This is a genomic window from Pseudomonas bijieensis (genome assembly GCF_013347965.1).
Taxonomy (GTDB): Bacteria; Pseudomonadota; Gammaproteobacteria; order Pseudomonadales; family Pseudomonadaceae; genus Aquipseudomonas; species Aquipseudomonas bijieensis.
This window is the reverse complement of the sequence record NZ_CP048810.1, coordinates 3,628,692-3,653,625: the sequence shown is the minus strand read 5'-3', so window position 1 is coordinate 3,653,625 and position 24,934 is coordinate 3,628,692. Positions and strand designations below refer to the sequence as shown.

28 protein-coding genes and 1 pseudogene are annotated in these 24,934 nt (G+C 63.2%); 12 read left to right on the top strand and 17 right to left on the bottom strand.

Annotated elements, in window-relative coordinates; all coding sequences use genetic code 11:
• The 8 genes from gspF to gspM are packed head-to-tail and all read left to right on the top strand — an operon-like array spanning position 1 to position 5,435.
• The gene (gene gspF / locus GN234_RS15990) at positions 1–1,209 is read left to right on the top strand and encodes a type II secretion system inner membrane protein GspF (protein WP_109752051.1); all 1,209 of its coding nucleotides are present in this window, start codon (positions 1–3) and stop codon (positions 1,207–1,209) included.
• 3 nt (positions 1,210–1,212) lie between these two features.
• Positions 1,213–1,668, top strand: a complete 456-nt coding sequence (gene gspG / locus GN234_RS15985) for a type II secretion system major pseudopilin GspG (protein WP_109752052.1) — start codon at positions 1,213–1,215, stop codon at positions 1,666–1,668.
• Between the two features lie 2 nt (positions 1,669–1,670).
• Positions 1,671–2,138 carry a type II secretion system minor pseudopilin GspH gene (gene gspH / locus GN234_RS15980; RefSeq protein ID WP_109752053.1) on the top strand — a complete coding sequence of 156 codons (468 nt, stop codon included), beginning with the start codon at positions 1,671–1,673 and terminating at the stop codon, positions 2,136–2,138.
• Positions 2,131–2,517, top strand: coding sequence for a type II secretion system minor pseudopilin GspI (gspI, locus tag GN234_RS15975; protein WP_109752054.1), 387 nt, complete (start codon positions 2,131–2,133; stop codon positions 2,515–2,517). The genes gspH and gspI overlap by 8 nt, the downstream gene beginning before the upstream one ends.
• Positions 2,510–3,043, top strand: coding sequence for a type II secretion system protein GspJ (locus GN234_RS15970; RefSeq protein ID WP_109752055.1), 534 nt, complete (start codon positions 2,510–2,512; stop codon positions 3,041–3,043). Before gspI ends, GN234_RS15970 begins: the two co-directional genes overlap by 8 nt.
• Positions 3,040–3,885 (top strand): type II secretion system protein GspK, encoded by an 846-nt coding sequence (locus tag GN234_RS15965; protein WP_176688754.1) that lies wholly within the window; start codon positions 3,040–3,042, stop codon positions 3,883–3,885. Before GN234_RS15970 ends, GN234_RS15965 begins: the two co-directional genes overlap by 4 nt.
• Entirely contained in the window at positions 3,886–4,989 is a 1,104-nt protein-coding gene (gene gspL / locus GN234_RS15960) for a type II secretion system protein GspL (RefSeq protein WP_176688753.1), read from the top strand.
• Positions 4,989–5,435 (top strand): type II secretion system protein GspM, encoded by a 447-nt coding sequence (gene gspM / locus GN234_RS15955; protein ID WP_176688752.1) that lies wholly within the window; start codon positions 4,989–4,991, stop codon positions 5,433–5,435. The genes gspL and gspM overlap by 1 nt, the downstream gene beginning before the upstream one ends.
• A gap of 280 nt (positions 5,436–5,715) precedes the next feature.
• On the opposite strand, the pseudogene GN234_RS15950 reads toward gspM, so the two are convergent.
• Positions 5,716–6,957: pseudogene (locus GN234_RS15950) on the bottom strand (MFS transporter); the annotation flags it as partial.
• Between the two features lie 140 nt (positions 6,958–7,097).
• Between GN234_RS15950 and GN234_RS15945 the strand changes: the two are divergent.
• Positions 7,098–8,000, top strand: a complete 903-nt coding sequence (locus tag GN234_RS15945) for a LysR family transcriptional regulator (RefSeq protein ID WP_116834001.1) — start codon at positions 7,098–7,100, stop codon at positions 7,998–8,000.
• Here the strand turns inward: GN234_RS15945 and GN234_RS15940 are convergent.
• The gene (locus GN234_RS15940) at positions 7,990–8,403 is read right to left on the bottom strand and encodes a hypothetical protein (RefSeq protein WP_146206836.1); all 414 of its coding nucleotides are present in this window, start codon (positions 8,401–8,403) and stop codon (positions 7,990–7,992) included. The genes GN234_RS15945 and GN234_RS15940 overlap by 11 nt on opposite strands.
• Positions 8,404–8,649: 246 nt before the next feature.
• Between GN234_RS15940 and GN234_RS15935 the strand changes: the two genes are divergently transcribed.
• From GN234_RS15935 to GN234_RS15925, 3 genes are all read left to right on the top strand, one after another.
• Positions 8,650–9,093 (top strand): DUF2846 domain-containing protein, encoded by a 444-nt coding sequence (locus GN234_RS15935; protein ID WP_176688751.1) that lies wholly within the window; start codon positions 8,650–8,652, stop codon positions 9,091–9,093.
• A gap of 579 nt (positions 9,094–9,672) precedes the next feature.
• Complete coding sequence (locus GN234_RS15930; protein ID WP_176688750.1) at positions 9,673–10,206, top strand: PAAR domain-containing protein; 534 nt, start codon at positions 9,673–9,675, stop codon at positions 10,204–10,206.
• Positions 10,203–10,478: a PAAR domain-containing protein gene (locus GN234_RS15925; RefSeq protein ID WP_116834004.1), complete on the top strand. Its 276-nt coding sequence runs from the start codon at positions 10,203–10,205 to the stop codon at positions 10,476–10,478. Before GN234_RS15930 ends, GN234_RS15925 begins: the two co-directional genes overlap by 4 nt.
• Positions 10,479–10,633: 155 nt before the next feature.
• Here the strand turns inward: GN234_RS15925 and GN234_RS15920 are convergent, their stop codons facing one another.
• Genes GN234_RS15920 through GN234_RS15850 form a run of 15 tightly spaced genes read right to left on the bottom strand, consistent with a single transcriptional unit; the run spans position 10,634 to position 24,868 of the window.
• A complete protein-coding gene (locus GN234_RS15920; RefSeq protein WP_134922542.1) occupies positions 10,634–11,080 on the bottom strand; it encodes an excinuclease in 447 nt (148 codons plus the stop codon).
• Between the two features lie 42 nt (positions 11,081–11,122).
• Positions 11,123–12,349, bottom strand: coding sequence for a beta-ketoacyl-ACP synthase (locus GN234_RS15915; protein WP_176688749.1), 1,227 nt, complete (start codon positions 12,347–12,349; stop codon positions 11,123–11,125).
• The gene (fabG, locus tag GN234_RS15910; RefSeq protein ID WP_109752066.1) at positions 12,349–13,077 is read right to left on the bottom strand and encodes a 3-oxoacyl-ACP reductase FabG; all 729 of its coding nucleotides are present in this window, start codon (positions 13,075–13,077) and stop codon (positions 12,349–12,351) included. The genes GN234_RS15915 and fabG overlap by 1 nt, the downstream gene beginning before the upstream one ends.
• Complete coding sequence (locus tag GN234_RS15905; protein WP_109752067.1) at positions 13,074–13,541, bottom strand: ApeP family dehydratase; 468 nt, start codon at positions 13,539–13,541, stop codon at positions 13,074–13,076. Before GN234_RS15905 ends, fabG begins: the two co-directional genes overlap by 4 nt.
• Complete coding sequence (locus tag GN234_RS15900; protein ID WP_176688748.1) at positions 13,538–14,734, bottom strand: beta-ketoacyl-[acyl-carrier-protein] synthase family protein; 1,197 nt, start codon at positions 14,732–14,734, stop codon at positions 13,538–13,540. Before GN234_RS15900 ends, GN234_RS15905 begins: the two co-directional genes overlap by 4 nt.
• Positions 14,731–15,213, bottom strand: a complete 483-nt coding sequence (locus tag GN234_RS15895; RefSeq protein WP_109752069.1) for a DUF3261 domain-containing protein — start codon at positions 15,211–15,213, stop codon at positions 14,731–14,733. Before GN234_RS15895 ends, GN234_RS15900 begins: the two co-directional genes overlap by 4 nt.
• Complete coding sequence (locus tag GN234_RS15890; RefSeq protein WP_116834007.1) at positions 15,210–15,938, bottom strand: class I SAM-dependent methyltransferase; 729 nt, start codon at positions 15,936–15,938, stop codon at positions 15,210–15,212. The genes GN234_RS15895 and GN234_RS15890 overlap by 4 nt, the downstream gene beginning before the upstream one ends.
• A 10-nt stretch (positions 15,939–15,948) precedes the next feature.
• Entirely contained in the window at positions 15,949–17,196 is a 1,248-nt protein-coding gene (locus GN234_RS15885; RefSeq protein ID WP_176688747.1) for an NAD(P)/FAD-dependent oxidoreductase, read from the bottom strand.
• Positions 17,183–18,340, bottom strand: coding sequence for a sodium:proton antiporter (locus GN234_RS15880; protein ID WP_176688746.1), 1,158 nt, complete (start codon positions 18,338–18,340; stop codon positions 17,183–17,185). Before GN234_RS15880 ends, GN234_RS15885 begins: the two co-directional genes overlap by 14 nt.
• Positions 18,337–20,676 (bottom strand): MMPL family transporter, encoded by a 2,340-nt coding sequence (locus GN234_RS15875; RefSeq protein WP_163855615.1) that lies wholly within the window; start codon positions 20,674–20,676, stop codon positions 18,337–18,339. The genes GN234_RS15880 and GN234_RS15875 overlap by 4 nt, the downstream gene beginning before the upstream one ends.
• On the bottom strand, positions 20,660–21,253 hold the full coding sequence (locus tag GN234_RS15870; protein WP_176688745.1) for an outer membrane lipoprotein carrier protein LolA: 594 nt from the start codon (positions 21,251–21,253) through the stop codon (positions 20,660–20,662). The genes GN234_RS15875 and GN234_RS15870 overlap by 17 nt, the downstream gene beginning before the upstream one ends.
• Positions 21,250–21,675: an acyl-CoA thioesterase gene (locus tag GN234_RS15865; protein WP_176688744.1), complete on the bottom strand. Its 426-nt coding sequence runs from the start codon at positions 21,673–21,675 to the stop codon at positions 21,250–21,252. Before GN234_RS15865 ends, GN234_RS15870 begins: the two co-directional genes overlap by 4 nt.
• The gene (locus tag GN234_RS15860) at positions 21,668–23,212 is read right to left on the bottom strand and encodes an HAL/PAL/TAL family ammonia-lyase (protein WP_109752076.1); all 1,545 of its coding nucleotides are present in this window, start codon (positions 23,210–23,212) and stop codon (positions 21,668–21,670) included. Before GN234_RS15860 ends, GN234_RS15865 begins: the two co-directional genes overlap by 8 nt.
• The gene (locus GN234_RS15855) at positions 23,193–24,137 is read right to left on the bottom strand and encodes an LpxL/LpxP family acyltransferase (RefSeq protein ID WP_109752077.1); all 945 of its coding nucleotides are present in this window, start codon (positions 24,135–24,137) and stop codon (positions 23,193–23,195) included. The genes GN234_RS15860 and GN234_RS15855 overlap by 20 nt, the downstream gene beginning before the upstream one ends.
• Positions 24,134–24,868, bottom strand: a complete 735-nt coding sequence (locus GN234_RS15850) for a glycosyltransferase family 2 protein (protein ID WP_109752078.1) — start codon at positions 24,866–24,868, stop codon at positions 24,134–24,136. Before GN234_RS15850 ends, GN234_RS15855 begins: the two co-directional genes overlap by 4 nt.
• Positions 24,869–24,934 lie beyond the last annotated feature (66 nt).

Genomic DNA, 24,934 nt, shown 5'->3' with positions numbered 1-24,934 from the left:
ATGCCGACCTTCGACTACCGGGCCGAAGATGCCCAGGGTCGCCGCTGCAAGGGCCGTGTGGAAAGCGACAGCCCCCGGCATGCCCGTCAGTTGTTGCGCGAGCGCGGCTTGCTGCCCAGCGAGTTGCGTGAAGCCGGGGAGTCGCGAACCATCGGCTTCCGGCCTTCGGGGGGACGTTTGAGCCCGGCTGACCTGGCGTTGCTGACGTTGCAGCTTTCCACCTTGATCCAGGCCGGCCTGCCCCTTGAGGAAGCCTTGGGGGCCGTGGCGCAACAGAGCCAGAAGCGGCGAGTCGTCCACTTGCTGTCGGCGGTGCGCAGCCGGGTGATGGAAGGCCACGCCTTGGCGACGGCGCTGAGGGCATTTCCCCAGGCCTTCCCCGAGCTGTTTTGCGCCACCGTTGCCGCGGGTGAGCAATCCGGCCATTTGGGCCAGGTGCTGGAGCAACTGGCGACCTACACCCAGGCGCGCCAGGCATCGCGCCAGCGCATTCAACTGGCGTTGGTGTACCCGCTGATCCTGATGTTGGCCTGTGTCGCGATTGTCGCGTTCCTGTTGGGCTACGTGGTGCCGGATGTGGTGAAGATTTTCGTCGACAGTGGCCAGCCGTTGCCTTGGCTGACCCAGGCGCTGATCGCGGTGAGCGACGGCTTGCGTCGCTACGGCCTGCTGCTGCTCGGGGCCCTGGCCGGGCTGCTCGGGCTGTGGCGCTGGAGCCTGCGCCAGCCGTCGTGGCGTCTGCGTTGGCATCGCTTGTTGCTCAGGTTGCCGTTGTTGGGTGAGGTGCTGCGGGCGATGGAAGCGGCCCGCTTCGCCAGCACCCTGGCGATCCTGAGCAAGAGTTCGGTGCCTTTGGTGGACGCCTTGCACATCGCCGCGCAGGTGATCGGCAACCTGACCATTCGCGCACGCATGGCCGACGTCGCTCGTTCGGTGCGCGAGGGCGGGACCCTGACCCGTGGCCTGGAGCTCGGCGGGGATATCCCGCCGCTGATGCTGCACATGATTGCCAGCGGCGAACGTGCCGGCGAACTCGACAGCATGTTGGCCCGCGCCGCCGAACAACAGGAGGCCAGCCTCGCAGCGCGCATCGCGCTGGTGGTGAGCCTTTTCGAACCGGCCATGTTGGTGCTGATGGGCGGCGTCGTGCTGCTGATCGTCATGGCCATTCTGCTTCCTATCTTGAGCCTCAACCAATTGGTGAATTGACCCATGAAACTCCACAGCAACCGACCGGCACGTCCTCAGCGCGGCTTCACCCTGATCGAAATCATGGTGGTGGTGGTCATCATCGGCATTCTCGGCGCCATCGTCGTGCCGCAGTTCATGAGCCGGCCCGACCAAGCCAAGGTCACCGCCGCGCGCACCGATATCCAGGCGATAGCCACGGCCCTGGAAATGTACCGTCTCGACAACGCTCATTACCCTTCGACCCAGCAAGGCCTGGAGGCGCTGAGCAAGCGTCCGGCCGGTACGCCCGTGGCAAAGAACTGGAACCCTCAGGGTTATTTGAAAAGCCTGCCGGTCGATCCCTGGGGCACGCCCTACCAGTTTCTCAACCCTGGCCTCAAGTCACTCGATGGCGGCTATGACCTGTACTCGCTGGGCGCCGATGGCGCGCCGGGCGGCGAGGGCTTCGCCGCCGATATCGGCAATTGGGCCGAGTGAACATGGGCGGTCATTCTCGGGGCTTCACCTTGCTGGAACTGATGGTCGTCATTGTGTTGATCGGAGTCGTGATGGGCATGGTCAGTCTGGCTCTCGGTCCGAGCCCGGCGCGTGAGGCCCGGCAGCAAGCCCAGGACTTCATCCGTGTGGTGCAGCAGTTGCGCGAACGCGCGGTGTTGGATGGGCTGGAGTATGGGGTGCGCGTACAGCCTCGCGGCTATCAGGCGTTGCGCCTCGAGTCCCTGGGGTGGACAGCGGTGTCGGCGTCGCATCGGCTGCCTGAAAGCCTGACGTTTGGACTGGAGCAGGACGGCCATGTCCTGGCGCTCGATGATGCCCAAGGCCCGCCACAGTTGCTGATGCTCAGCAGTGATGAGATCAGTCCGTTCAGATTGTTCGTCAAAGTTGCCGGCCAGACGATTTCCCAGGTCGTGAGTGATGGCTTGGCGGAGCCGCTGATCGATGGCTGACGCTCGCAGGCTGGCCGCCGATTGCCAGGGATTCACGCTGTTGGAAATCATGGTCGCGCTGGCGATTTTCGCCACGTTGGCGGCTGCGGTGCTGTCGGCCAGCCAGTTCGTGCTCAAGCAAAGCGCCGGGCTCGAGGATCGTCTGTTCGGCGCCTGGCTAGCGGACAACCAACTCAGCGAGCTCCGTCTGCAAGGCGCTACGCCACTTGGCGCACAGGGCCTGGCCCGACGCCTGGATCAGCGCGATTGGCTCTTGCACCAGCGTGTCGCCCCGGCCCGCGACCCGCGTCTGCTCCAGGTCGAGATCCAGGTCAGCCGGGCCGGCAGCCCAGCTGCCGTGCACCGCACCACCGGATGGATCCGCAACCGTCATGAATAGACAGTCGGGCTTCACCTTGTTGGAGCTGGTCATCGCTATCGCCATTTTTGCCCTGCTTGGCCTGGCCAGTTGGCGCCTGTTCGACAGTGTCGTGCGTACCCAGCAGGGCACCGGTCAACATGAGCGTGAAGTCAGGGTCTTGCAACGTGCGGTGGGGGTGATCGAACGGGATGTGTGGCAGGCCGTTGCCGGTTCCATCGGGCTCGCGTCAGGGCGCCTGCAATTGCAGCGCAGCCATTGGGCCAATCCACTGGACCAGCCACGTAGCGAGCGGCAAACGGTGAACTATCGACTCGAGGGTGCGGTGTTGTGGCGCGACAGTCGTGGTGAAGGGCCGGTCAGCGTGCAACAGCAGAAATTGCTCGAGGACGTACGTAGCCTGAGTTGGCGTGTGTTCGACGCGCAGCGGGGCTGGCACGGCGAAACCGTGCGCGGCAACGCGCCACTGGCGCTGGAACTGGTGATTTCCACGGGGCGTTTCCAGCAGATCCGTCGCGTGCTGCTGTTGCCTGGGGCGTTGCCGTGAAGCGACAACGGGGCGTGGCGCTGATCAGTGTGCTGTTGGTCCTGAGCCTGGCGCTGCTGCTCACCGCCGGCCTGTTGCGCAGTCATCGCCTGCTGTTGCAGAGCAGCGCGCAGCAGTTGCAGCAGGTCCAGCTGCGTCAGTTGGGGTTGGCCGCTGAAGCCTGGGCGCAGGCAGTGTTGGAAGATAGCGCGATCACTTCGTCCGGGCCGGTAGACCTGAGCCAGGATTGGGCCCGGCTCAAACCTGCATTCGAAATGGAAGACGCCGAGGTTCACATCGATATAGAGGATCTGGCCGGGCGCCTGAACCTCAACGCGCTGCTGGCCCAGGGTCAAACCGATCAAGTCACGCTCGGTCGTTGGACGCGATTGTTGGCGTTGCTGGATTTACCCACGCTGGCATTGCCCCAGGTCGGCTCGGTGCAGGAGTTGAGTCAACTGCGTCTGTTGCCGGGCATCGACGGCCAGACGCTGCGGCGCCTGGAGCCTTGGGTGGTGTTGCTACCCAGGGAGGCCCTGTTGAATATCAATACCGCCCCGCTGCCAGTGTTGATGAGCCTGGACGGTATGGAGGATGGGCCGGCCAAAACGTTGATCAACCAGCGCCGCCACGCGCCATACGCTAGCGTGCAGGCTTTTACCAATGACCCGCTGTTGTCCGGGTTGGGCATTGGCAGCCATGGCCTGGGCGTGAGTAGCCGCTGGTTTCGAATCACCGTGAGCGTGGCCCGTGCCGGCAGCCGTCTGCGCCTGGCCTCGGACATTGAGCGCGATCCCGTTAGCGGACGCTGGACGGTGACTCAGCGTCGTTTTTTACCCATCAGCCTCAGCGAGCACCCTTAGATGAAAACCTGGCTTTACCTGACGGCCGACGGTATGGAGGCGCTTTGCGCCAACTGGCCGTGTTGTGTGTGGTCGCCCACGGGCGAACGACGCTGCCTGCCCTTGCATGAAGCCGCCCGCGAGTTGCACGGGCGAGTCGTCGACGTGCTGTTGCCGATGGAAATGTGCAGCTGGCTGCGCAGCGATCCGTGGCCGTCACGGCGCCAGCCGCGACCCCAGGCCCTAGCATTCGCCATCGAAGAACAGTTGAGTGAAAATCTGGAGACGTTGCACATCAGCGTCGGCGCGCGGGATCGTCAGCAGCGCTACCCGCTGATGGTGACCGAGCGAAGCCGGTTCCAGGCATTGCTGGCGCTGCTGGCCGCGCAAGGCTTCGATGTACGTGCGATGCATGTCGATGCCGACCTGCTTCCCGATGACAAGGCTTTTGCCGTGCGTTGGTTCGGTCGCTGGCTGTTGGGCGGGGCGTTGCCGGCGCGGGTGTCGCTGTCGCCCCGGGCCCTGGCAACGCTCAAGCCTGACTTGCCCGAGGACATTCACTGGCTGGACGAGGGACGCGATCGCGAAGGTATCGATGAGTGGCTGCTCAGCGCTGGCGGACATCCCATCGACCTGTTGCAGGGCGAGTTTCGTCGACGTCGTCAGCCTTTGCCGTGGCGTGGCGTGGCGGTTGCTGCGTCGGGATTGTTATTGCTCACCTGGGCGTTCAGCGAGGCTCGCATACGATTTCTTGAAGGCGAAACTCGTTATCTGTACACCCAGGACGAGCAGCGATTCAGGTCGCTGTATCCCGAGCAAACCCGCATCGTCGACCTGGCGGCGCAGTTCCAGGCGTTGCAGAGTCGTCGTGGGCAAAGTCAGGACACCCAGGCTGCGCGCCTGGTCCGTCTGACGGAGCAGGTCATTGGCGCGAGCAACGTCGAAGTGCAACGCGTCGATTTTCGTGAGGACGAAGGTTGGAAAATCCAGCTGACCGCCAACAGCTTCGTCGAGCTTGAGCAACTGCGCGAACGCGGGCAGCAAACCGGACTGCCAGTTACCCTGGGCAGTGCCAGCAAACAGAACAACCGAGTGCAGGCCACGCTCACGCTGGAGAACAGTTGATGAACTTCAATCGCTTGATCCAGGCCTGGGGGAGGGTGTCACGCCGTGAGCAACAATTGTTGCTGGGCCTGGCCGGGCTGTTGCTGGTGGTCGTGGCCTACACCTCGATTTGGCAACCGACCCGGCAACGGCTGGAAGTTGCCGAGCGGCAGTATCGCCAACAGGCTGAGCTGCACGCCCGAATCCAGCGCGCCGACCCCCCCCAGGATCTGACCACCGCGACACGACCCTTGTCGGTGCGCGTCAATGACAGTGCAAGCGCGGCGGGGTTGGACATTGCAGAGATGGAGGTCGACGGCGATTCGTTGCGGCTCGTCGTCAGTGGCGATGCCAATTCGTTGCTTCATTGGTTGGATCAACGTGAGCAGGAGGGCGCGGCACTGCAGTCGTTGACCCTGGAAGCGCGTGATCGTGTGCTGGAGGCGCGCGTGGTGTTACGTCAATGATCGATCGAGTACACAGCAATTTTGGCCAGGGGTATGAGGTTTTTTGTGGTGAGAGAGTGGCCGCCGCGTCTTCGACGCTGCGCTGCCGAGCAAGAAACAAGCCCTGTGGCGAGGGGATTTATCCCCGCTGGGTTGCGAAGCGGCCCCCACACCAGGCAACTCGGTGGGCCAGGAAGATTGAGTTCACTGCTTTAGGGCTGCTGCGCAGCCCAGCGGGGATAAATCCCCTCGCCACAAAGTGTCTACTCTGTCCCTGCCTTGGATCTAAACCTGCACATTCCCCCGGCAACAACGGCAACTTTGCCAGTTTCACCGCCACCAGCAACGCCACCACCAGCAAGCCACCGATGAACAGGCCGATACCGTTCCACCCGCCCAGGTGCCAGGCCACGCCGCCCGCCGTACCCGCCACACTCGACCCAGCGTAGTAGCTGAACAGGTACAGCGACGATGCCTGGCCCTTGGCTTTGAGGGCGCGGCGGCCGATCCAGCTGCTGGCGACCGAGTGGGCGCCGAAGAAGCCGAAGGTGAACACCAGCATGCCCAGGACCACCAGCCACAGTGGCGTGGCCATGGTCAGCGCGAGCCCGGCCAGCATCAGGGCGATGGTGGCCCAGAGCATTTTGCGCCGACCGAGTTTGTCTGCCAGTGCACCGACTTTCGCCGAGCTGTAGATGCCCGACAGGTACACCACCGATAACAATCCGACGAACGCCTGATCCAGATGATAAGGCTCGGCCAGCAAGCGGTAGCCGATGTAGTTGAACAGCGTCACGAACGCGCCCATCAACACGAAGGCTTCGAGAAACAGCAGCGGCAGACCGGCGTCGCGAAAGTGCATGGTGAAACCGTCCAGCAGGCTGCGCGGGTGTAGCGAGCGCGGGCGGAAGTTGCGCGACTCGGGCAGAATCCTCCAGAACACCGCCGCCGCGATCAGGGCCAGGCCACCGATCACCAGCATCGCGGTGTGCCAGCTGACAAAGTCGATCAAGACCCCGGTGATCAGGCGCCCGCACATGCCGCCGATGGCGTTGCCGGCGATGTACAGGCCCATCGCCAGGCCGATGTGCTTGGGGTGGATCTCTTCGCTCAAGTAGGTCATCGCCACCGCTGCCAACCCGCTCAATGACAAACCCACCAAGGCGCGCAGCACCAGTACGCCTTGCCAGGTCGGCATCATGGCACTGGCAATCGTGCACACCGAGGCCGCGAACAGCGCCGCGACCATCACTGGCTTGCGACCGATGCGGTCGGAAATCGGGCCGGTGACCAGCAGACCGATGGCGAGCAGGCCGGTCGCCACCGACAGGATCAGGCTGCTCTGCGCCGCGTTGATGGAGAACTCCTTGGACAGCAGCGGCATCATCGGTTGCACGCAGTACAGCAAGGCGAAGGTCGCAAAGCCGCCGCTGAACAGCGCCAGCACCGTGCGCATGAACATCGGCGTGCCTTTCTCGATGTAGATGTCCTTCAATTCGGCGACGACGTCATCCTGCACACTAGGTGGGATTTCATGGGCCAGTGGAGCGACAGCAGTTTTCACGGTGGACCTCGAACGAACACGGCCAGGCAGGCAATGAAAAAAGCATATAGCCGGCTAATGTTTCTATCCAATATATTGTTCGACCTGTTTAAGACGTTTTACGACCTATTGGATTGCCCATGGAATTGCGTCATCTGCGTTACTTCATCGCCGTGGCCGAAGAGCTGCATTTTGGCCGCGCGGCCCTGGCCCTGGGCATCTCCCAACCGCCCTTGAGCCAGCAGATCCAGGCGCTGGAGCAGGAGATCGGTGCACGGCTGTTCGAGCGCACCAATCGTCGGGTCGAACTGAGCGAGGCCGGGCGACTGTTCCTCGAAGAGGCGCGACGGGTACTGGCTCAGGTCGATAAGGCGGCTGACGTGGCCCGCCGTGCCCAGTTAGGCGAGTTGGGTGAGCTGAAAATCGGCTTCACTTCCTCGGCGCCGTTCAACTCGACCATTCCCCAAGCGATCTTCACGTTTCGCCAACGCTTCCCGGCCGTGCACCTGAACCTGCGGGAAATGAGCAGCACCCAGGTCGCGGATGCATTGGTAGACGAAGCGATCGAGGTGGGCATCATGCGTCCGCTGCCACTGCCCGACTCCTTGCAGGAAATCGAACTCAGCCGCGAACCGCTGGTGGCCGTGCTCAGCTCCAAGCATCCCCTGGCCCAGGGCAGCGAAGCGGGCCTGTTCCTCTCGGCGCTGGCTCAGGAACCCTTCGTGTTCTTCCCTCGCAGCTACGGCAGCGGCCTCTACGCGCAACTCCTGAGCCTGGCCCGCGACGCCGGCTTCAGCCCACACTTCGCCCAAGAGGCCGGTGAAGCCATGACCATCATCGGCCTGGTCGCGGCGGGGCTGGGTGTCTCAGTCCTGCCGGCGTCATACCAGCGCATGCGTATCGACGGCGTGGTCTATCGATCGCTGCTCGACCCGGCGGCGGTGTCGGCGGTGTGGCTGGTACAGCGCAAGGACCAGCGGTCGCCGATGGCGAAGGCGTTTGTGGCGTTGTTGACCGATGAGGTGGAGTTACCTAGTGGTTAATGTCGGCGCGGATGAAACCATAAAGTTGAAGTTGGTAATGAATGTAAAAACAGAGGGTGGTAAGGAAAATCCAGAAAGTTGGCAAATGTTTTGGCGTTGACCAATAGAGTATGTGCTCCAGCAACAGGATCACCGTTACGGTCGTGGCGAGGACGCTCGCGGATTTGGTAAGAAGGGTATTGGGCGCGTTATTTGCTTTTCTTAAGCGATAAGGATGCTGGAAAAGTAGCAGGAGTAGTAATGTGAGCAGGGTGCCGATCATTGCTGCGAATGGGATGGCGATAATGTCATGTTCGGCTGGGTAGAGGTTGTTTGTATAGTTTGCGAATAAGTTATAACTGCCAATGATTAGAGTGGTTGAAAGGCTCATCAGGTAAGACCAAAGAGAGTGTTTTGTTTTCACGATTTTTATCCCTATCCATGGCATTGCTTATTTTGACGGCTAATTGAGCACGCATGAATAAGAGACTCAATGCCCTAATGACAGCTTGGGAAATGGATTACAAGTTTTACGGAAGGTTACCTGTCTGGGCTTGAGGCTTGCTGTTGCCAGGCGCCACCCGTGACCGAGCAAGCCAACATTGCTTCAGTTTTTCACCGTCTCAGCCGATATCCGATTGTTCGACCTACCCAATCATGGAGAAACAGGATGTTCAAGCAGTTGACCTTTACTGCCTTGCTGGCAGTCGCCGCGCTGACCACGGGGTGTGCTTCGGTAAAAATGGCGGATGACACCCAGGATGCTCAGGCGAAAACCTTCCAGACCGTTCATGACAAAGCGAACATCTACGTTTATCGCAACGAAAGCATGGGCGCCGGGGTGAAAATGCCGGTAACGCTCAACGGTAAAGCTGTCGGGCAGACCGTTGCCAAGTCGTATCTGATGCTATCGGTACCGGCTGGCCAGCAGACGCTGGTGTCGTCTGCGGAAAACGATTCAGAACTCAAGCTCAGTACAGAAGCGGGCAAGAACTATTTTGTCTGGCAGGAAGTGAAAGTGGGTTTCATCAAGGCTCGTAACAACCTGCAGGTTGTCGATGAAAAAACCGGCCGTGCCGGGGTAGTGGAAAGCAAGTTGATTCAAGCTGAGTGACTCGACTGTCTCTGATCCGTGCTGTTTGAGAGGGCGCTGAAAAGCGCCCTTTTCTATGGGGTTAGCCTGATGGTGATCAATGCGTTGTCTGAATTTTCCAGGACCATTGAACAAAAAATTGTCAAAGCGTTGGGACTGACTGCATGCCAGTACCTGAACCGGCCAGCATGATGCGAGGCCCCCAATTACCGCCAGGGTTCATCACGAGCTAGTACGTCCCCACACGGATTATGTATCCACAACACCTGTACACCGCCTGACACCGCCTCATGCGGTATCTATATATCGCCCCCTCTTCGCGCGTCTTCGATAGGTTATTTCTTCCGAAAACTTTCAGGAAGAGAACATGCTGGAGCCCCCCGTACAAACCACGAGCGCCCTGCATAGAGCTCCTGTTGACTGTAGGAAAATACGCTTTCCTAGTTGCGATGTTTCCTATTCGCTCCAGATGTCCACGCTGTTGGGCTTGCGATTCACCAGCGTAGCAACGTCTTATTCATCATTCCGAATTGTCTGGCCCAATGCTCCTTCCCGGCGGAAAGGGAAGTAGCCCAAAGCCCGTGAATAAGGCCCTTGGAAATGCACTCATCTTCCTACACCCCATACACCAACGAAGTCTCTCGTGAATATCTCCGTCATTTGGACGATTTGTACTTGGAGCAACAGCTGCTTGATGGTTTTGACGAAAAAGTCATCACATTTCTTAATCAACAAAAAGCTTTCGTCATGGCTCATCCCCCAATCGCTATTTACCGGGTGGCCACCGAGGGTAGCCAGACGCGTTACGGCGGAACGATCCAGCAGGTGTCAGCGTCGTTGACGTTCACCTTGGACAATGGCTGGAAAGTACGCGCCGCGCAGAAAGGCGACCAGGTCGTGTATGCCGATGGCAGCACCGCGCGGATCGTAACCGCCGCCGGGGCAGCCAATAGCAACATCGCCCTGGTGGGCAGCCGCTTGAGCAATGGCGACGAGATCATCAATACGCTTCAGCGACGTTTTCTGATCATCGTGCGTGAAGGCGTGCCGATGGCAGATGACTTTTTGCCCGCTCTCAAACTGGCGGATGTTCATTACCTGCACTCGAATGGGGTGAAGGAGAACATCCAATGAGAGAGGGGTACTTCATCGGCTTGGGTGACAAGACCACTTGTGGTGGGAAAGTGCTGGAAGGCGATAGCAGGGGCAACATGTTTGGCCTGCTGCATGCCCGCGAAGGTGATCGCGTCTCGTGTGGCCGGGATGGAAAAACCTATCAGATCAGCGGCGGCATCACGCATATGGTCAGTCATGGCAGGCATATGGCCGGCACGCTGGATAGCCACAGTACCTGCCCCTGCAAAGCGCGACTGATCCCTTCGGTGCTCTGGGCTACCTACAAATGAAGAGGTGATGACGGTAGCCCAGCCAACATCATCGGTGCTGACCCACTGCAATCGCGAGCAGGCTCGCTCCCACAGGATTTGGTGGCATACCAGATTGCGTACACCCTGGATCCACTGTGGGAGCGAGCCTGCTCGCGATTGCGGCGGATCCGGGTTTATTGCACCTTCGCCAGATCCCCTTTCAACGCAACGCCCGCCATGATCGCGCCAGCGTGGCATTCATAGGTGGTCGGGTCCTTGCGTTCGTTGCTCTTGTAGAAGCTGACGATGTTGGTGACAGCGTTGGCGCCGGCGTTCTTGGCGGCTTGGTGCAGGCTGATCAGGGCTGATTGCAGCACCCATTCGCAAGCCACCTCATCGGATTTGTTGAAGGCGTTGGTTTTCTTGTTGGTCACGGCCCCTGGGCTGATCACGGTGACGTTGCCGGCCGGTTTGTTGCCGGCCAGGTAGAACTTCACGCTGCCGTCGATCTTGCCGGTGCGGATGGCCTCGGCGACGACTTTGTCGAACGGCAGGAACAGCGCGGTATCACGGGCCTGGCTGAGGCTTGGCAGGGTGCTGAGCAACAGGGCGGCGGTTACGGCGATTTTCTTCAACGACATCATGGTCTCCTTGACGAGGGGTAACAGGGTTTTGAATCCGATTCAGCGCCAGCGGCGGAAGATCAGCGAGGTGTTGACCCCACCAAAGGCGAAGTTGTTGTTCATCACGTATTCGTGGCTCATCGGCCGGAATTCGTTGCGCAGGTAATCGAGCTTGCCGCACTGGGGATCGACCTCATCGAGGTTGAAGGTGTGCACGTACAGGTCGCGATTCATCATTTCGATGCTGAACCAGGACTCCAGCGCCCCGCAGGCACCCAGGGTGTGGCCGAGGAAGCTCTTTTGCGAGCTGATGGGCATGTGTTCGCCAAACAGGCTGCTGGTGGCCAGGGTCTCGGCGATGTCGCCCTGCTCAGTCGCGGTGCCGTGGCCGTTGACGTAGCCGATGGCCGAGGGTTCGAGGCCGGCGTCTTCCAGGGCCAGCTCCATGGCCCGGCGCATGGTGCTCAGTTCGGGTCGGGTGGCGTGCTGGCCGTCGGCGTTGCTGCCAAAGCCGACGATCTCGGCATGGATTTTTGCGCCACGGGCCAGGGCGTGTTCCAGTTCTTCGAGTACCAGTATGCCGGCACCTTCGCCGATCACCAGGCCATCGCGGCCCTTGTCGTAGGGACGTGGGCTGGTTTGCGGCGCATCGTTTTTCAGGCTGGTGGCGTACAGCGCATCGAAGACCATCGCTTCGGTCGGGCACAGCTCTTCGGCACCACCGGCCAGCATCAGCGGCAGGCGCCCGAACTTGATGGCCTCGTAGGCATAGCCGATGCCGTGGCTGCCGCTGGTGCAGGCGCTGGAGGTGGGGATCAGGCGCCCGGTCAGCCCAAAGAAGATGCTGATGTTGGCTGCCGTGGTGTGCGGCATCATCCGCACGTAGGAGTTGGCGTTCAGCCCTTCGGCCACGCTGTTGAGCAGCATGTTGCCGAACGCCTTGATTTCGTCGGTGCTGCCGGTGGACGAGCCACAGGACACGCCCATGCGCCCGTCCTTGATCGACTCCTCGCCCAACAGGCCTGCGTCGGCCAGGGCCTGTTCCGCCGCGGCGACCGCCAGGCGCGAGACGCGGCCCATGCTGCGCAATTGCTTGCGGGTCCAGTGGGCCGGGACCTGGAAGTCGTCGATGGGGCCGGCCAGCCGCGTGTTCAGTTCGCTGAAGCGGTCCCACTCATCCATGCGCCGGATGCCGCTGCGATTGGCGGCGAAGTTGGCGGCGATGGTTTCCCAGTCGCTGCCTATGGAGGTGATACCGGCCATGCCGGTGACGACAACGCGCTTCATCAGCACAAGCCTCCGTTGACGGCCAGGACTTGCCGGGTGATGTAGCCGGCTTCGGCGGACATCAGGAAATTCACCGCACCCGCCACTTCTTGCGCAGTGCCCATGCGCTGGGCGGGGATCATTTTCATCAGTTCTTCCACGGGTACGTTTTCATCGAGCATGGCGGTGTCGATCAGGCCGGGCGCGACGCAATTGACGGTGATCTTGCGCTTGCCCAGCTCGATTGCCAACGCCTTCGCCGCACCGATCAAACCGGCCTTCGAAGCACTGTAGTTGACCTGCCCGCGATTACCGATCAGCCCGGAGACCGAGGTGATGCAGACGATCCGCCCGGCGGCGCGACGCCGGATCATCGGCATCATCACCGGGTGCAGCACGTTGTAGAAACCGTCGAGGTTGGTGCGCATCACCACATCCCAGTCGTCTTCGCTCAGGGCCGGGAAGGCGCCATCGCGGGTCAGGCCGGCATTGAGCACCACGCCGTAATAGGCGCCGTGGGTTTCGACGTCGGCTTCGAGAGTCGCTTTGCAGGCAGCGCGGTCGGACACGTCGAATTGCAGTACTCGCGCCTGGCGGCCCAGGGCCTGGATTTCTGCCTGGACCGCTTCGGCCTCGGCGCGGCCGCTGCGGCAATGCAGCACGATGTCGTGCCCGGCCTCGGCCAGGCGCAGGGCGATGGCGCGGCCGATGCCACGGCTGGAGCCGGTGACCAGTACGGATTCAGTCATGACGGGTTTCCTGTTGCGGACGGTTCATGAAGGTAATGGGCGGCCTTGGGCGGACGGAAAACGTTGAGCCGGGCCGTGGCATGGATGCCGGGGGCGTGGATGTGGCATTCGAACACGCCCATGCCGTTGTCGTCTTCCAGGGAGCGCACGCCGTGGATGCTCAGCTCGGCACCGACGGGAAAACAGTCGACGTTGCATTCGAACTTGCGGGTGCCGAGCAAAAAGCCCAGCTCCACGGCATCGCCGCGCCGGCGTGCATGGCAACCGGCAAACGCCGCGACGCTCTGGGCCATCAGCTCGATGCCGACCCAGGCCGGCAGCGCGCCGTCTTCGCGGTTGAACAAACCACCAGGCTTGACGGTGGTGTGGGTATGGATCTGTTCGTCATCGAACGACAGGATCCGGTCGATGAGGATCATGTCCCCTGCGTGGGGCAGCAGTTCGGCGAGCGGCCAGTCAATCATGGGGCGTCTCCGATAATCAGGCTGACGTTGTTGCCGCCGAAGGCAAATGAATTGCTCATCAGGCGGCGCGGGATGGCCGGGTTCAGGCGGGTGCTGGCGGTGACCCAGTCCAGCGCCGGCAACGCAGGATCGGCCTGGCCGTCCCAGACATGCGGTGGCAGGGCCTGGGCGCTGTTTTGGGGGCTCAGGGCCAGCCAGCAGAACGCCGCTTCCAGCGCCCCGGCCGCGCCGAGGGTATGGCCGGTCATGGGCTTGGTGGACGAGCAGGGCACACCCGCCGGGAACAGCCCGGCCACGGCCTGGCTCTCCATGGCGTCGTTGTGCTGCGTGGCGGTGCCGTGCAGGTTCAGGTAGTCGATCTGGCTGGCTTCGAGGCCCGCGCAATGCAGGGCTTTTTCCATGGCCTGGCGGGCGCCGCGACCGCTGGGCTCGGGGGCGGAAATATGATGGGCATCGGAGCTGGCGCCGTCGCCCAGCAGGGCGATCCTGGGGCCGTCTCCCGGGGTCTTGCTCATCAGGAACAGCACCGCCGCTTCGCCGATGTTGATGCCGCTGCGGTTCACCGAAAACGGATTGCAGCGTTCGCTCGATACCGCTTCCAGTGCGGAAAAACCGTTGAGGGTCAGTTTGCACAGGCTGTCCACGCCACCGCACAGCACGGCATCGCACAGGCCCAGGTCCAGCAGGCGTCGGGCACTCATCAAGGCGCGGGCGCTGGAGGTGCAGGCCGTGGAGATCACGTAGGACGGACCGCTCAGGCCGAGCCAGTCGGAAAGAAAATTGGCCGGCGCGCTGAGTTCCTGTTGCTGATAGTCGTAGCCATCGGGGAAGCGTTGTTCGCGCAGGTAGTGGGCGATGCCCTGGCTGGCCTCATCGATGCCCGACGTGCTGGTGCCCAGGACGATGCCGATACGGGCATGACCATAGGCCTGGATGGTCTGGTCGATCTCTGCGCGAATCTGCAACCCGGCTTCCAGCAGCAGTTGGTTGTTGCGGCTGCGTTGCGCCGCAAGGGCAGGGGGGATGGGCGCGAGTTCCCCCGGCACCGAGGCGACCGGCAAGGCGCGTTCGGCCACCCAGCCATCCTCGATGCGCACGCCCGAGCAGTCGCCGGCAAACAGGTTGCGCGCGACGCTATGTCTGTCGCGGCCCAGGGCGCAGATCACCCCGAGGGCATTCAAATAGGCGGTCATGGGGCGTTCTCGGTCAACGGTGTGATGCGGTAGCGGGGGCCTTGGGGCAGGCTCAGTTCAAAATCCAGCGGCTGCTTGTAGCGCACCAGCCAGCGACTATCGAGGCTCCGTTGCGACGCCTGTTGCCGGGCGGCCGGGTAGTTGTCGGGCAGTTCGGCTTCGGGGGTCAGGGCGAACAGCAGCGCGGCGAACAACTCCCGGGCCTCGGCGTTGGGCGGCAGCAGACCGTCGGCCTGCCACTGGCCAGCGACCAGGCGCTGACGGGCCGCTGGAATGCCCAGCGGGTCCATCATCGACCAACGGATGCTGGCGTCTTCGCGCTGGATCACCAGCAACCAGTCCTGGCGTTGGCCGGCCATTGTCCGCTCGATGTGCAGTTGCATCGGCAACGCCAGGGTCGGCATGCGCGCGGGCAGCGGCGCGTGGCTGGCGCAGGCACTGAGCAGCAACACACAGGCGATCAGCAGGCCACGGATCATCCGGCAGCCCCTTCGAGAGGTTTGCGAGCCACTACGTTGACCAGGGTTTCCTCCCGCTCGCCAAATGGCTTGGGACGACGCAGGCCAAAGCGTTCCAGCAGGCCGAAATCCTTGGCACGGCTCCACCACAGGTACGGGTAGGACACGTTGCGGGCCTCGAACTGGAAACCCTGCTCGCGGATCATCTCCAGGTATTGCGCGGCGCTTTTCTGCACGTGCATGGGATGGCGGAACAGCCAGCGAATCACCCAGGTGTCGATGTAGGCTTCGGTGGATTCGGCGAACATCAAGTAGCCGCCGGGCTTGAGTACGCGATAGAACTCGGCGAGGGCCTTTTCCTGCTCCACCAGGTGATGGAAGGTCTGGTGGCAGAACAGCAGGTCGACGCTGGCATCGGGCACCGTCAATGTCGCGCAGTCGCTGCCGATCAGCTCCACGGTGATGCCCTGGCGCGCGGCTTCCTCACGGCTCAGATCCAGACTGTGGGGGTCGGCATCCACGCCGATCAGGCGTTGCGGCGCAAACACCTGACGCAGGTACTGGAATGATTTGCCCTGGCCGCAGCCGGCATCCAGCAGCACCGGGTTGGCCGGCAGCGGGGTGCTGAACAGGCTGCGCAGGTCGTTGATCGCTACGCGCAACACATGGTGCTGCCAGGTGTGGCTGCGCAGGAACCAGAAGCCGAAGCGGGTTTCTTCGACGTAGTTGTCACTCAGGTAGCTCATGGTTGCTGACTCATGGTGCCGGGCTCGCACAGATTTCCGAAAGCATGCGCAGGCGCCGCTTGGGTTCGCTGACGAACGGGTTGCGCTGATCCCAGGCGTAGCCGGCCAGGATCGAGCTGATCATGCGACGGATGTCGTCCGAACCTTCGGTATAGAAAATCACGTCCTGGAAGGTGCCGGCGTACCAGCCCTCGACATAGCAGCGGAAGGTGTCGACGCCGCGCTTGAGGGGTTCGGCGAACTCGCTTTGCCAGTCCACGCTTTGGCCTTGCAACTGACGGTGGAGTACGTCGGCGGCCATGCTCGCCGAACGCATGGCGATGGTCACGCCGGAGGAGAATACCGGGTCGAGGAATTCCGCGGCGTTGCCCAGCAGGGCGAAGCCAGGACCATGCAGGGTCTTGACGTTGGCCGAGTAGCCGCCGATGGTCCGCGCCGGGGTGTCCCACACGGCGTTGCGCAGCACGCCGGCCAGGCTTGGGGTTTCGTCGATGAAGCCGCGCAGGCAGGCATCGAGGTCGTCGGTGCGGCCAGCGAAATGTTCCGCGGCGGCGACCACGCCCACCGAGCAACGCCCGCCGCTGAACGGAATGGTCCAGAACCACACGTCGCGCTTGCTCGGATGGGTGGTGATGAGGATTTTTTCGCGGTCGAAAGTCGCCGCGTCGATGCGATCTTCAATATGGGTGAACACGGCCTGGCGCACCGGGAAGTTCGACGGTGCCTCAAGGTCCAGCAGGCGCGGCAGGACTCGGCCATAGCCGCTGGCATCGAGCACGAAGTCGGCTTCGACCCGGTACTCGCTGCCGTCTTCGCGCTGCACGCCCAGTTGCGGCTTGGCGAGAGTGAAATCGGCGCAGGCAATGGCTTGGCCGTAGCGGATCTCCACGCCTTGCAGCGCAGCCTGGTCGGCCAGCAGTTTGTCGAAGTCGGCGCGTTGCACCTGGAAGGTCGTGGGCTTGCCGTTGCTGAAGGTGTCGCCGAAATCGAAGGCGCTGTAGCGCTCACCCCAGGCGAACGCGGCGCCGTTCTTGCGCTGGAATCCAGCGGCATTCACCGCGTCGAGCATGCCGGCTTCTTCGACGAAATCCAGGCAATGGGACAACAGGCTCTCGCCGATGGAGAACCGGGGGAAATGCTGGCGCTCGATGACCAGCACATCGTGGCCCTTGCGCTTGAGCAGCGCCGCCGCGATAGCGCCGGAAGGGCCTGCGCCGATGACGACGACCTGCCGACGTTCCATTTCAACTATTGGCACTGGAGCTCCTGGCCGGGACGGCAATCGAGGGAATACGGTGGAAACCGGCCAAGGCCGGCAGCAATGTCGCGATCAGTCCCATCAGCATCAGCATGAAGTACAGCGCGGGGCTGATGAGCTGTTGTTGCAAGAGCAGATTGAGGAAGACGATTTCACTCAAGCCGCGAATATTCAGCAAGACACTTTCGCGCCAACGACTGGCGCCGGCGAAGGGAGCGGCGGCCCATCCCAGCCCCAGCCAGTTGCCCAGCAGTTTGCTGGCGATGGGCAACAGCAGCAACGCCGTCAATTGCACCCAGTCGAGGCTGTTCATGGCGCTGTGGACGTTGATCTGCACAATGCCGAACGTGAGGATCAGCGGGATCGCCAGGTACGTCTGCAAACCCTGCATCCAGGCGGCATCGAGCGGTAGCCGCAAGGGCACTTTGAGCGCGGCCATGCACAGCAGATAGCCGATGCCGACGATCAGTGCATTGAGCCGGTAGTGCTCGGCCACCACCAACAGCGCAAAGAACCCGCCGCTGTACAGCAACGGCTGGCGCAGGCCGAGCAGGCGCAACAGCAGCGGCACGCCGGCGCAGGCCAGCGGCAGCAACAGGCTGCTCAAGTGGAGGCTGCCCTGGGCCAGGCCGAACAGGCTCCAGCAGGCCAGGTCGATCAGGATCGCCGTTTGCACCAATCGCCGTGTGGCGGCGGGCGGATAGTCGATGTGACGCAGGTACAGGTACAGCACCGGGATCGCGGTGATCGCAAACAGCAGCCCCACCGCCAGGGAACTGATCCAGGGTTGGGGCGGCAGCAGCCAGAACGCTGTCGCCAGGCCGCAGGCAAACGGAACGACGAAGCTGGGCAGGGCGATCTTCACGCTCTGGCGATCCAGGCGCAGGTCGATCACGTCGCTGAGAATGTGCCCCAGCAACAGCGCGAACGCGAGGCTGTAGAGGTTCTTCAGCCACACCGGCGACACCAGTTGCGCGCCGCTGAGCTGCCAGCCCGGCTCGATCCAGAAATACATCAGCAGGGGCAGGCCGAAGGTCGCCAGCAACAACTGGCTGACAATCGGGATCAACCCGAAGCGACAGCCTATGCGGGTTGCGACAGCGAACAAGCCCAGGGCCATGAGCCAGAACAGCAGGGTCATCATGGGGCGGGCTCCGCGACGGCAGCCGCGTGGGCCTGATGCCCGGCCCACGGCGCCAGCATGAAGCTGAAGGCCAGCCCCAGGCTCACTGCCAGGCCGAAGTTACTCACCGCCGGGGTGCTGGACAGCGCCAGCAGGCCGAACGACAGCCAGGTGGTGACCGCCGCCAGGAACGTGCCCAGCAGGCTCACGGCGGCACCGCCGATCTGCTCGCGCATCAGGATCGCGTAGTCGACGCCGATGGCCGTCACCAGCAACAGGCCGAACAGGCTGAACAAGGTCAGTGGCTGCCCCAGCCAGCCGAGGCTCGCCAGGCTGCACAGCGCAGCCAGCAGCGGCAGTGCCACGATGCGCAAGGCGCCGCCGACGCCAAACGGCCAGATCAGCACCAGCACAATCAGCACGCAGGAGGCCAGTTTCAACTCGGCGGCGCTGACCTGCGTGGCGGCGAAGACCCGGTTCAGGTCGCCCAGGCGATCCACCAGTTGCACGCCTGGCAAATCCACCGCCTGCACCCGCAGCAGCGCGGCATCGTTCAAGCCTTGCAGGCTGATCATGGCGGCCACGCCTTGTTCTGTCGGGCCGAGCCAGAGTGTGCGATAGGGCTCGGCCAAGGGGCCGGTCAACGCTGCATCGATGTCTTCCACCGGCAAGGCTTGCAGTTGCGCCAGCTCCGTTTGCAGCGCGGCGACCGGCACGCCCAGGTCCAGCAGCGGTTGCCAGAAGGCTGGCAGGCGGGCCAGGGCCTCACGCACTTTCTGCTGTTCGGCGGGTGGGCTGACCAGTTGGTTAAGCGACAGGTAGCCCTGGAGTTTCTCCAGGCCGATCAACTGATCCAGCCGTTCGTTGAGGGCGGTCTGGCGCTCCAGCAGTTGTGCCTGGTCGCCGGCGCGGATCAGGAAGAACTGGCTGGTGGGCTGGAAGCCGGTGATGCGCGCGATGTCGCGGGCTTCGTCGGTAAGGTGCTGGGGCGTGCCGATCCACTGGCGAATGTCGTTTTTGGTGGTCAGGTGCCAGAGGCCGCCTGCGCAAAAACTCAGCAGCAACACCAGCAGCACTGGCGTGGGCACCCGCGCCAACAGCGCCTGGCGGGTCTGGAGCAGGCATTCGCACAGCCGCAGCGGCCACTGGGCCGGACGCAAATCGGCACCCTTGAGCAACGCTGGCAGCAGGCAGACGGCGGTCAAGTAGGCGCCTACCAGCCCGGCGGCGGAAAATATCGCGATCTGGGTCAGGGCCGGGAACGGCGTCCAGGCCAGGGCCAGGTAGCCGATGCAGGTGGTCGCCAGGCTCAGGCTCAGCCCCGGCAGAGTCAGGCGCAAGGCCGGCCAGCTGCGCCAGGGCTTGAGGCTCCAGCTTTTGGACAGGTAGTGCAGCGGGTAGTCCACCGCGACGCCGATCAGGCTGGAACCCAGGACCAGGGTCATCACATGCATGCGCCCGAACAAGGCCACGCACGCCACCGCGCCGAACAGCATGCCCACCAGCACTGGCACGAACGCCAGCCACACGCGCAAACGCCGGAAGGCCAGTAACAACAGCAGTAAGATGCCTACCGTCGCGCCGCCGCCGACCCAGGTGATTTCCCGCGAGGCCTGTTGCTGGCCGCTGGCGGCGTACAGCAGGCCGCTGGCCGCCAGCAGTTGCCCTTGGGCCTGGCCCGCCTGGTCGCGGCTGCGCCGCAGCAGTTCGGCCACTTGCAACGGCAGGTTCATGTCGAAGGCGTTGCCCTGGGCGCGAGCCCGCAGCATCACCCAGCTCTTACCGTCGGCATCGGCGACCAACGCACCGCTGCCAATATCGAATTTGATCGCGCCGCGTTGTGGCTGGCTGTTCTGGATGCGCCCGGTCAGGCCCAGCCAGTCGTCCTGGTTCGGCACCAGGCTGAAGCCGCTGAATGGGTCGAACAGGGCCTGCACCCGTTGTTGGATAAACGCTTGGGGCTGCTCGATCAATTGCTGGCGGTCCGCCGCCGAGAGCATCGCCAACCGCCCGTTGAGCAATTGCGTGCGCAGCGCCGGCAAGTCGGCCTGCAACGTCCACTGGACCTTGTCGAACAGGCCGCTGGCCTGCCATTGCTCACCCAGGGTCTGTGCCAGGGCGATGGCTTGCTGGCGGTCGGTGTGGCCGACCAACACCAGCACTTCACGATTGAGCGGCTCCTGCATGCGTTGCTCGGCGATCAGCTCCAGGGCATCGGGCGACGTGCCCGGCACCAGCTCCATGAGATTGGCCGACAGCGGTGCGCCATTGCGCCATTGCCAACCGGCGAGCGCCAGCACTGCCAGCAGCAGGACCAGGAACAGCCGGGGCAGCATCCGTTCACTCGGCAAAATCATGTTGCTCCGCTTCGCTCAAGGGTTGCGTGCTGATGCTGTCCTGCATGCGCAGCACGGTGCTGTCGCCCTGGGTTTCCAGCAGTTCGATGCGCTGCACCAGTTCGCCGCCGTCGATGTTGATCTGGTTGAAGACCTGCTTGAGCAGCACCGAGCGTGGGGTCAGGGTGAGTTCCCACTGTTGTGGCTCGCCCGACAGGCTCAGTTCGAAGTCCCGCAGCAAGCCACTGCTGTCGCCCTGCAATACCGCCAGGAACAAGCGGTTCTGCTCGGCCCCGGCGCTCTTGTTCGGCAACATCTGCCAGGCGTTGCCGTCCCGCCGGGCGATGCCCTGGGGGGTGATGCGGTAGTCCTGTTGCAGCGGGGTTTGCAGCAGCCACAGCAGGCCGTGTTTTTTCGCCAGCACGAAGCGTCCCTTGCTGGTGAGTGGCTGGGGCAGGGCGCGCAGGTGTTTTTCCTGGATGAACTGCCCGTGGATCACTTCCGGGCGGGCCAGTTGGTCGCTCAGCTGTTGTAAGTCGAACGCCTGGGCCAGGGGCGCCAGGCAGCACAGCAACAGCCAGACTGACAGGCGCTTCATGGCAGTTTCCTTTCAACGGCTTGGACAAAGACCCGAGGCGAGGCCAACAGCATTTCGCGACTGGCGAGGTCCACGGCCACTTGTACCGAACTGGCGCGGGTCAAGCGTTCGCCTGTGGTGGCGTCGCTGATCAGGTAGTTGATCTTCAGTCGGTTTTCCCATTCCACCAGGCTGGCACGCACGGTCAGCGCCTGGCCGAACACGGCGCTGCGCACGTAGCGCAGTTGCAGGTCGATGATCGGCCACGCATGGCCGGATTCGAGCATGTCGTTGTAGTTGTGGCCGATCAGGTCGAGCAAGGCGCAGCGGGCCACTTCCAGGTATTTGACGTAGTGGCCGTGCCAGACCACGTTCATCGAATCGACATCGAAAAATGGCACCACGATCTGCGTGTCGACGTGCAAAACACCTTGGTTACGCATGCAGCCTCCAGTGTTGGTCGGCGATGCGTTGCAGGCACAGTCGCAGTTCGCCTTCCAGGGCGCGGTCTTCGATGACTGGGGCGAAATCCTCGGCCAGTTGCTGGTGCATGGCGGCCAGGGCCGGGGGCAGCGGTCGCGCGTCTTCGGCGCGGCTGCGTAGCCACACGCCCTGGTTGGCGGCCAGCAGCGTTGCGGCGGCCACTTGCTCAGTCAGCTCCAGCACGCGGATCGCGTCCCGGGCGGCGATGGTGCCCATGCTCACCTTGTCCTGGTTGTGGCATTCGGTGGAGCGCGAGAACACGCTGGCCGGCATGGTGTTTTTCAGGGCTTCGGCGGTCCAGGCACTGGTGCCGATCTGCACGGCCTTGAAGCCATGGTTGAGCATCGCCCGCTCGGCGCTGGCGCCGGACAGGTTGCTCGGCAGGCCGTGGTTGTAACGCTCGTCCACCAGCAGCGCGAGCTGGCGATCCAGCAAGTCGGCGACGTTGGCCACCAGGTTCTTCAGGCTGTCCATGGCGAAGGCGATATGCCCGCCGTAGAAATGCCCGCCGTGCAGTACGCGCTCGGCTTCGGCGTCGATGATCGGGTTGTCGTTGGCGCTGTTGAGTTCGGTTTCGATGAACGAACGCAACCAGCCCAGGCTGTCCGCCAGTACGCCGAGCACGTGAGGGGCGCAGCGCAGGGAATAGCGATCCTGCAGGCGATGCAGCGGCGCGGTCGGCGCGTCGATCGCCAGGTCCTTGCGCAGCCACGCGGCGACTTGCATCTGCCCCGGGTGTGGCTTGGCGGCGAACAGGCGCTCGTCGAAGTGTTCCGGGTTGCCTTGCAGGGCGACAACGTTCAGCGCGGTGATGCGGGTCGCCAGTTGCAGCAGATAGTCCGCGCGGGCGAAGGCCAGGCAGGCCAGGCCGGTCATCACGGCGGTGCCGTTCATCAGCGCCAGGGCTTCCTTGGGCCGCAGCACCAGCGGGGTCCAGCCCAGTTCATGGTGCACGTCCGCAGCCAGGCGCCGCTCGCCACGGAACATCACTTCCCGCTCGCCGGACAGGGTCGCGGCGACGTAGGACAGCGGGGTCAGGTCGCCACTGGCGCCCACCGAGCCTTCTTCCGGAATCAGCGGCAGGATGTCGTGTTCAAGGAAGGCCTGCAGGCGTTCCAGCAGTTCCACCCGCACCCCCGACACGCCGTGGCACAGCGACTGCAAACGCGCCGCCAGCACCGCACGGGTGGCCTGGGCGTCGAGCAACTTGCCCAGGCCGCAGCCATGGAACGTGTACAGGTGACGCGGCAGGGCCTCGACGTGGTGCAACGGCACGGCCACCACGCAGGAGTCGCCGTAACCGGTGGTCACGCCGTAGATCACGCCTTCCTTGTCCAGCAGGGAATCGAGGAATTGCGCACCCTTGGCAATCCGTTGGCGGAACGCCGGGTCATCCTGCAACTGCGTCGGCGCCCGGCGGTTGGCCAGGGCCAGCACATCTTCAATGCGCAAGGGGCATTCGCCGAAGGTTACCGGCTCAAGAGTGGGCATCGTCATCGGTCTTCCAGAAAGGGTAAAAGTTGAACCACTGTTGGGGGCCCTGGAGGCAGTACTGCGCCAGGCGCTCGGCATAGCGGCCGGCCCAGTGGGCGATCACTTGCTCGCGGTCGTTGCGTTTCCACGCCACGGCATCGGCGAAGGGTTCCAGGGTGACGCGATAGCGTCCCTCGTGCTTGAGGCACATCAGCAGGTTGACCGGGCATTTCAGCAGGCCAGCCAGCAACCAGGGCCCCTGGGGGAATGCCGCCGGGTGGCCCATGAAATCCACGGTCACACTGCGTCCGCCGTGCAGCGGTACGCGGTCGCCGGCAATCGCCAGCCACTCGCCACGCTCCAGGCGTTCACTCAGTTGCAACATGATCACCGGGTCCAGCTCGCTGACCTGGATCAGCCGCAGGTGCGTGGCGCCGGCTTCACCGAGCAAGCGGTTGAACTGCTCGGCGTGCTTGGTGTGCACCAGCACGTTCATGGTCACCTTCTCGCCCAGCTCGGCCAGGGCCCGGCACATTTCCAGGTTGCCAAGATGCGCGCCCACCAGCATCTGCCCGCGGGCGTCACGCAAGTGATTGCGCAGTAGCGCCGGGTCGACGATTTCGATCTGGTCGATGCTCAGCTTGCCGTTCCAGACATCGAGCTTGTCCAACAGGGAATCGGCAAACGCCATGAACTGGCCGAACACCCGCCGGTGGGTCGGGCGCAGTTCGGGGCGCTCGCTCCATTCGGCCAGGCGCTGCTGGTATTGCCAGGCGGCCTGGCGGGCGCTGCGGCCGAAAATGAAGAAGTACAGGACGATGCCGTACAGCACCGGGGTCAATAAGCGCCGGCCGAGCACCTTGGCGGCGACTGCGGTGAGTTTCATCAGCCAGAAACTGCCGCGCTCCTGGCGGTCGGCCCAATGTTGCTTGTCTGCCTGAAGGCTCATGCCCGCCACCGTCGCCAGAGAATCAGGGGAAAGCGCACCAGCATGCCGAAGAACAACCGGGTGTGCATGCTGGAAATCAGCACGTTGTCGTGGAACAGGCGAAAGTGCGAGACCCCGTCCTGGGGGTAATGGACCCGGGTGTGCAGCCAGTGCATCGGTTGATTGCGCCAGGCCAGGCGCACGAGGATGTCCGAATCGAAATCCATGCGCTTGCCGATGTTGGCCGAGTCGATCAGCGCCAGGGTCGGTGGCAGGGGATAGACCCGAAAGCCGCACATGGAGTCGCGGATTTGCAGGGACAGGCTGTTGATCCAGACCATGATGTGAGTCAGGTAGCGCGCGTACAGACGACCTTTCGGCACGCTGGCGTCGTAGTGCGGATAACCACAGATCACCGCGTCCGGGTGGGCGCGGGACTGCTCGATGAAAGTCTTCACGTCGCCAAGATCGTGCTGTCCGTCGGCGTCCACCTGCAAGGCGTGGCTGAAACCCAGGCGCGCCGCTTCCCGCAGGCCGGTCATCACCGCGCCACCCTTGCCCTGGTTGATCGCCAGCCTGACCAGATGAACCCGCTCGTCTTCGGCCAACCGCTCCAGCACGGCGGCGCACGCCGGGCTGCTGGCGTCATCCACCAGCACACAAGGCAGGCCGTTGGCGAGCAACGCCTGGACCACGGCCGAGATGGCGGTTTCGTGGTTGTAGACCGGGATGACGGCGCAGGGGTTATGCATGCGGCATGTCTCGGTGGCCAAGGAGCATTTTGTGGCGAGGGAGCTTGCTCCCGCTCAAGTGCGAAG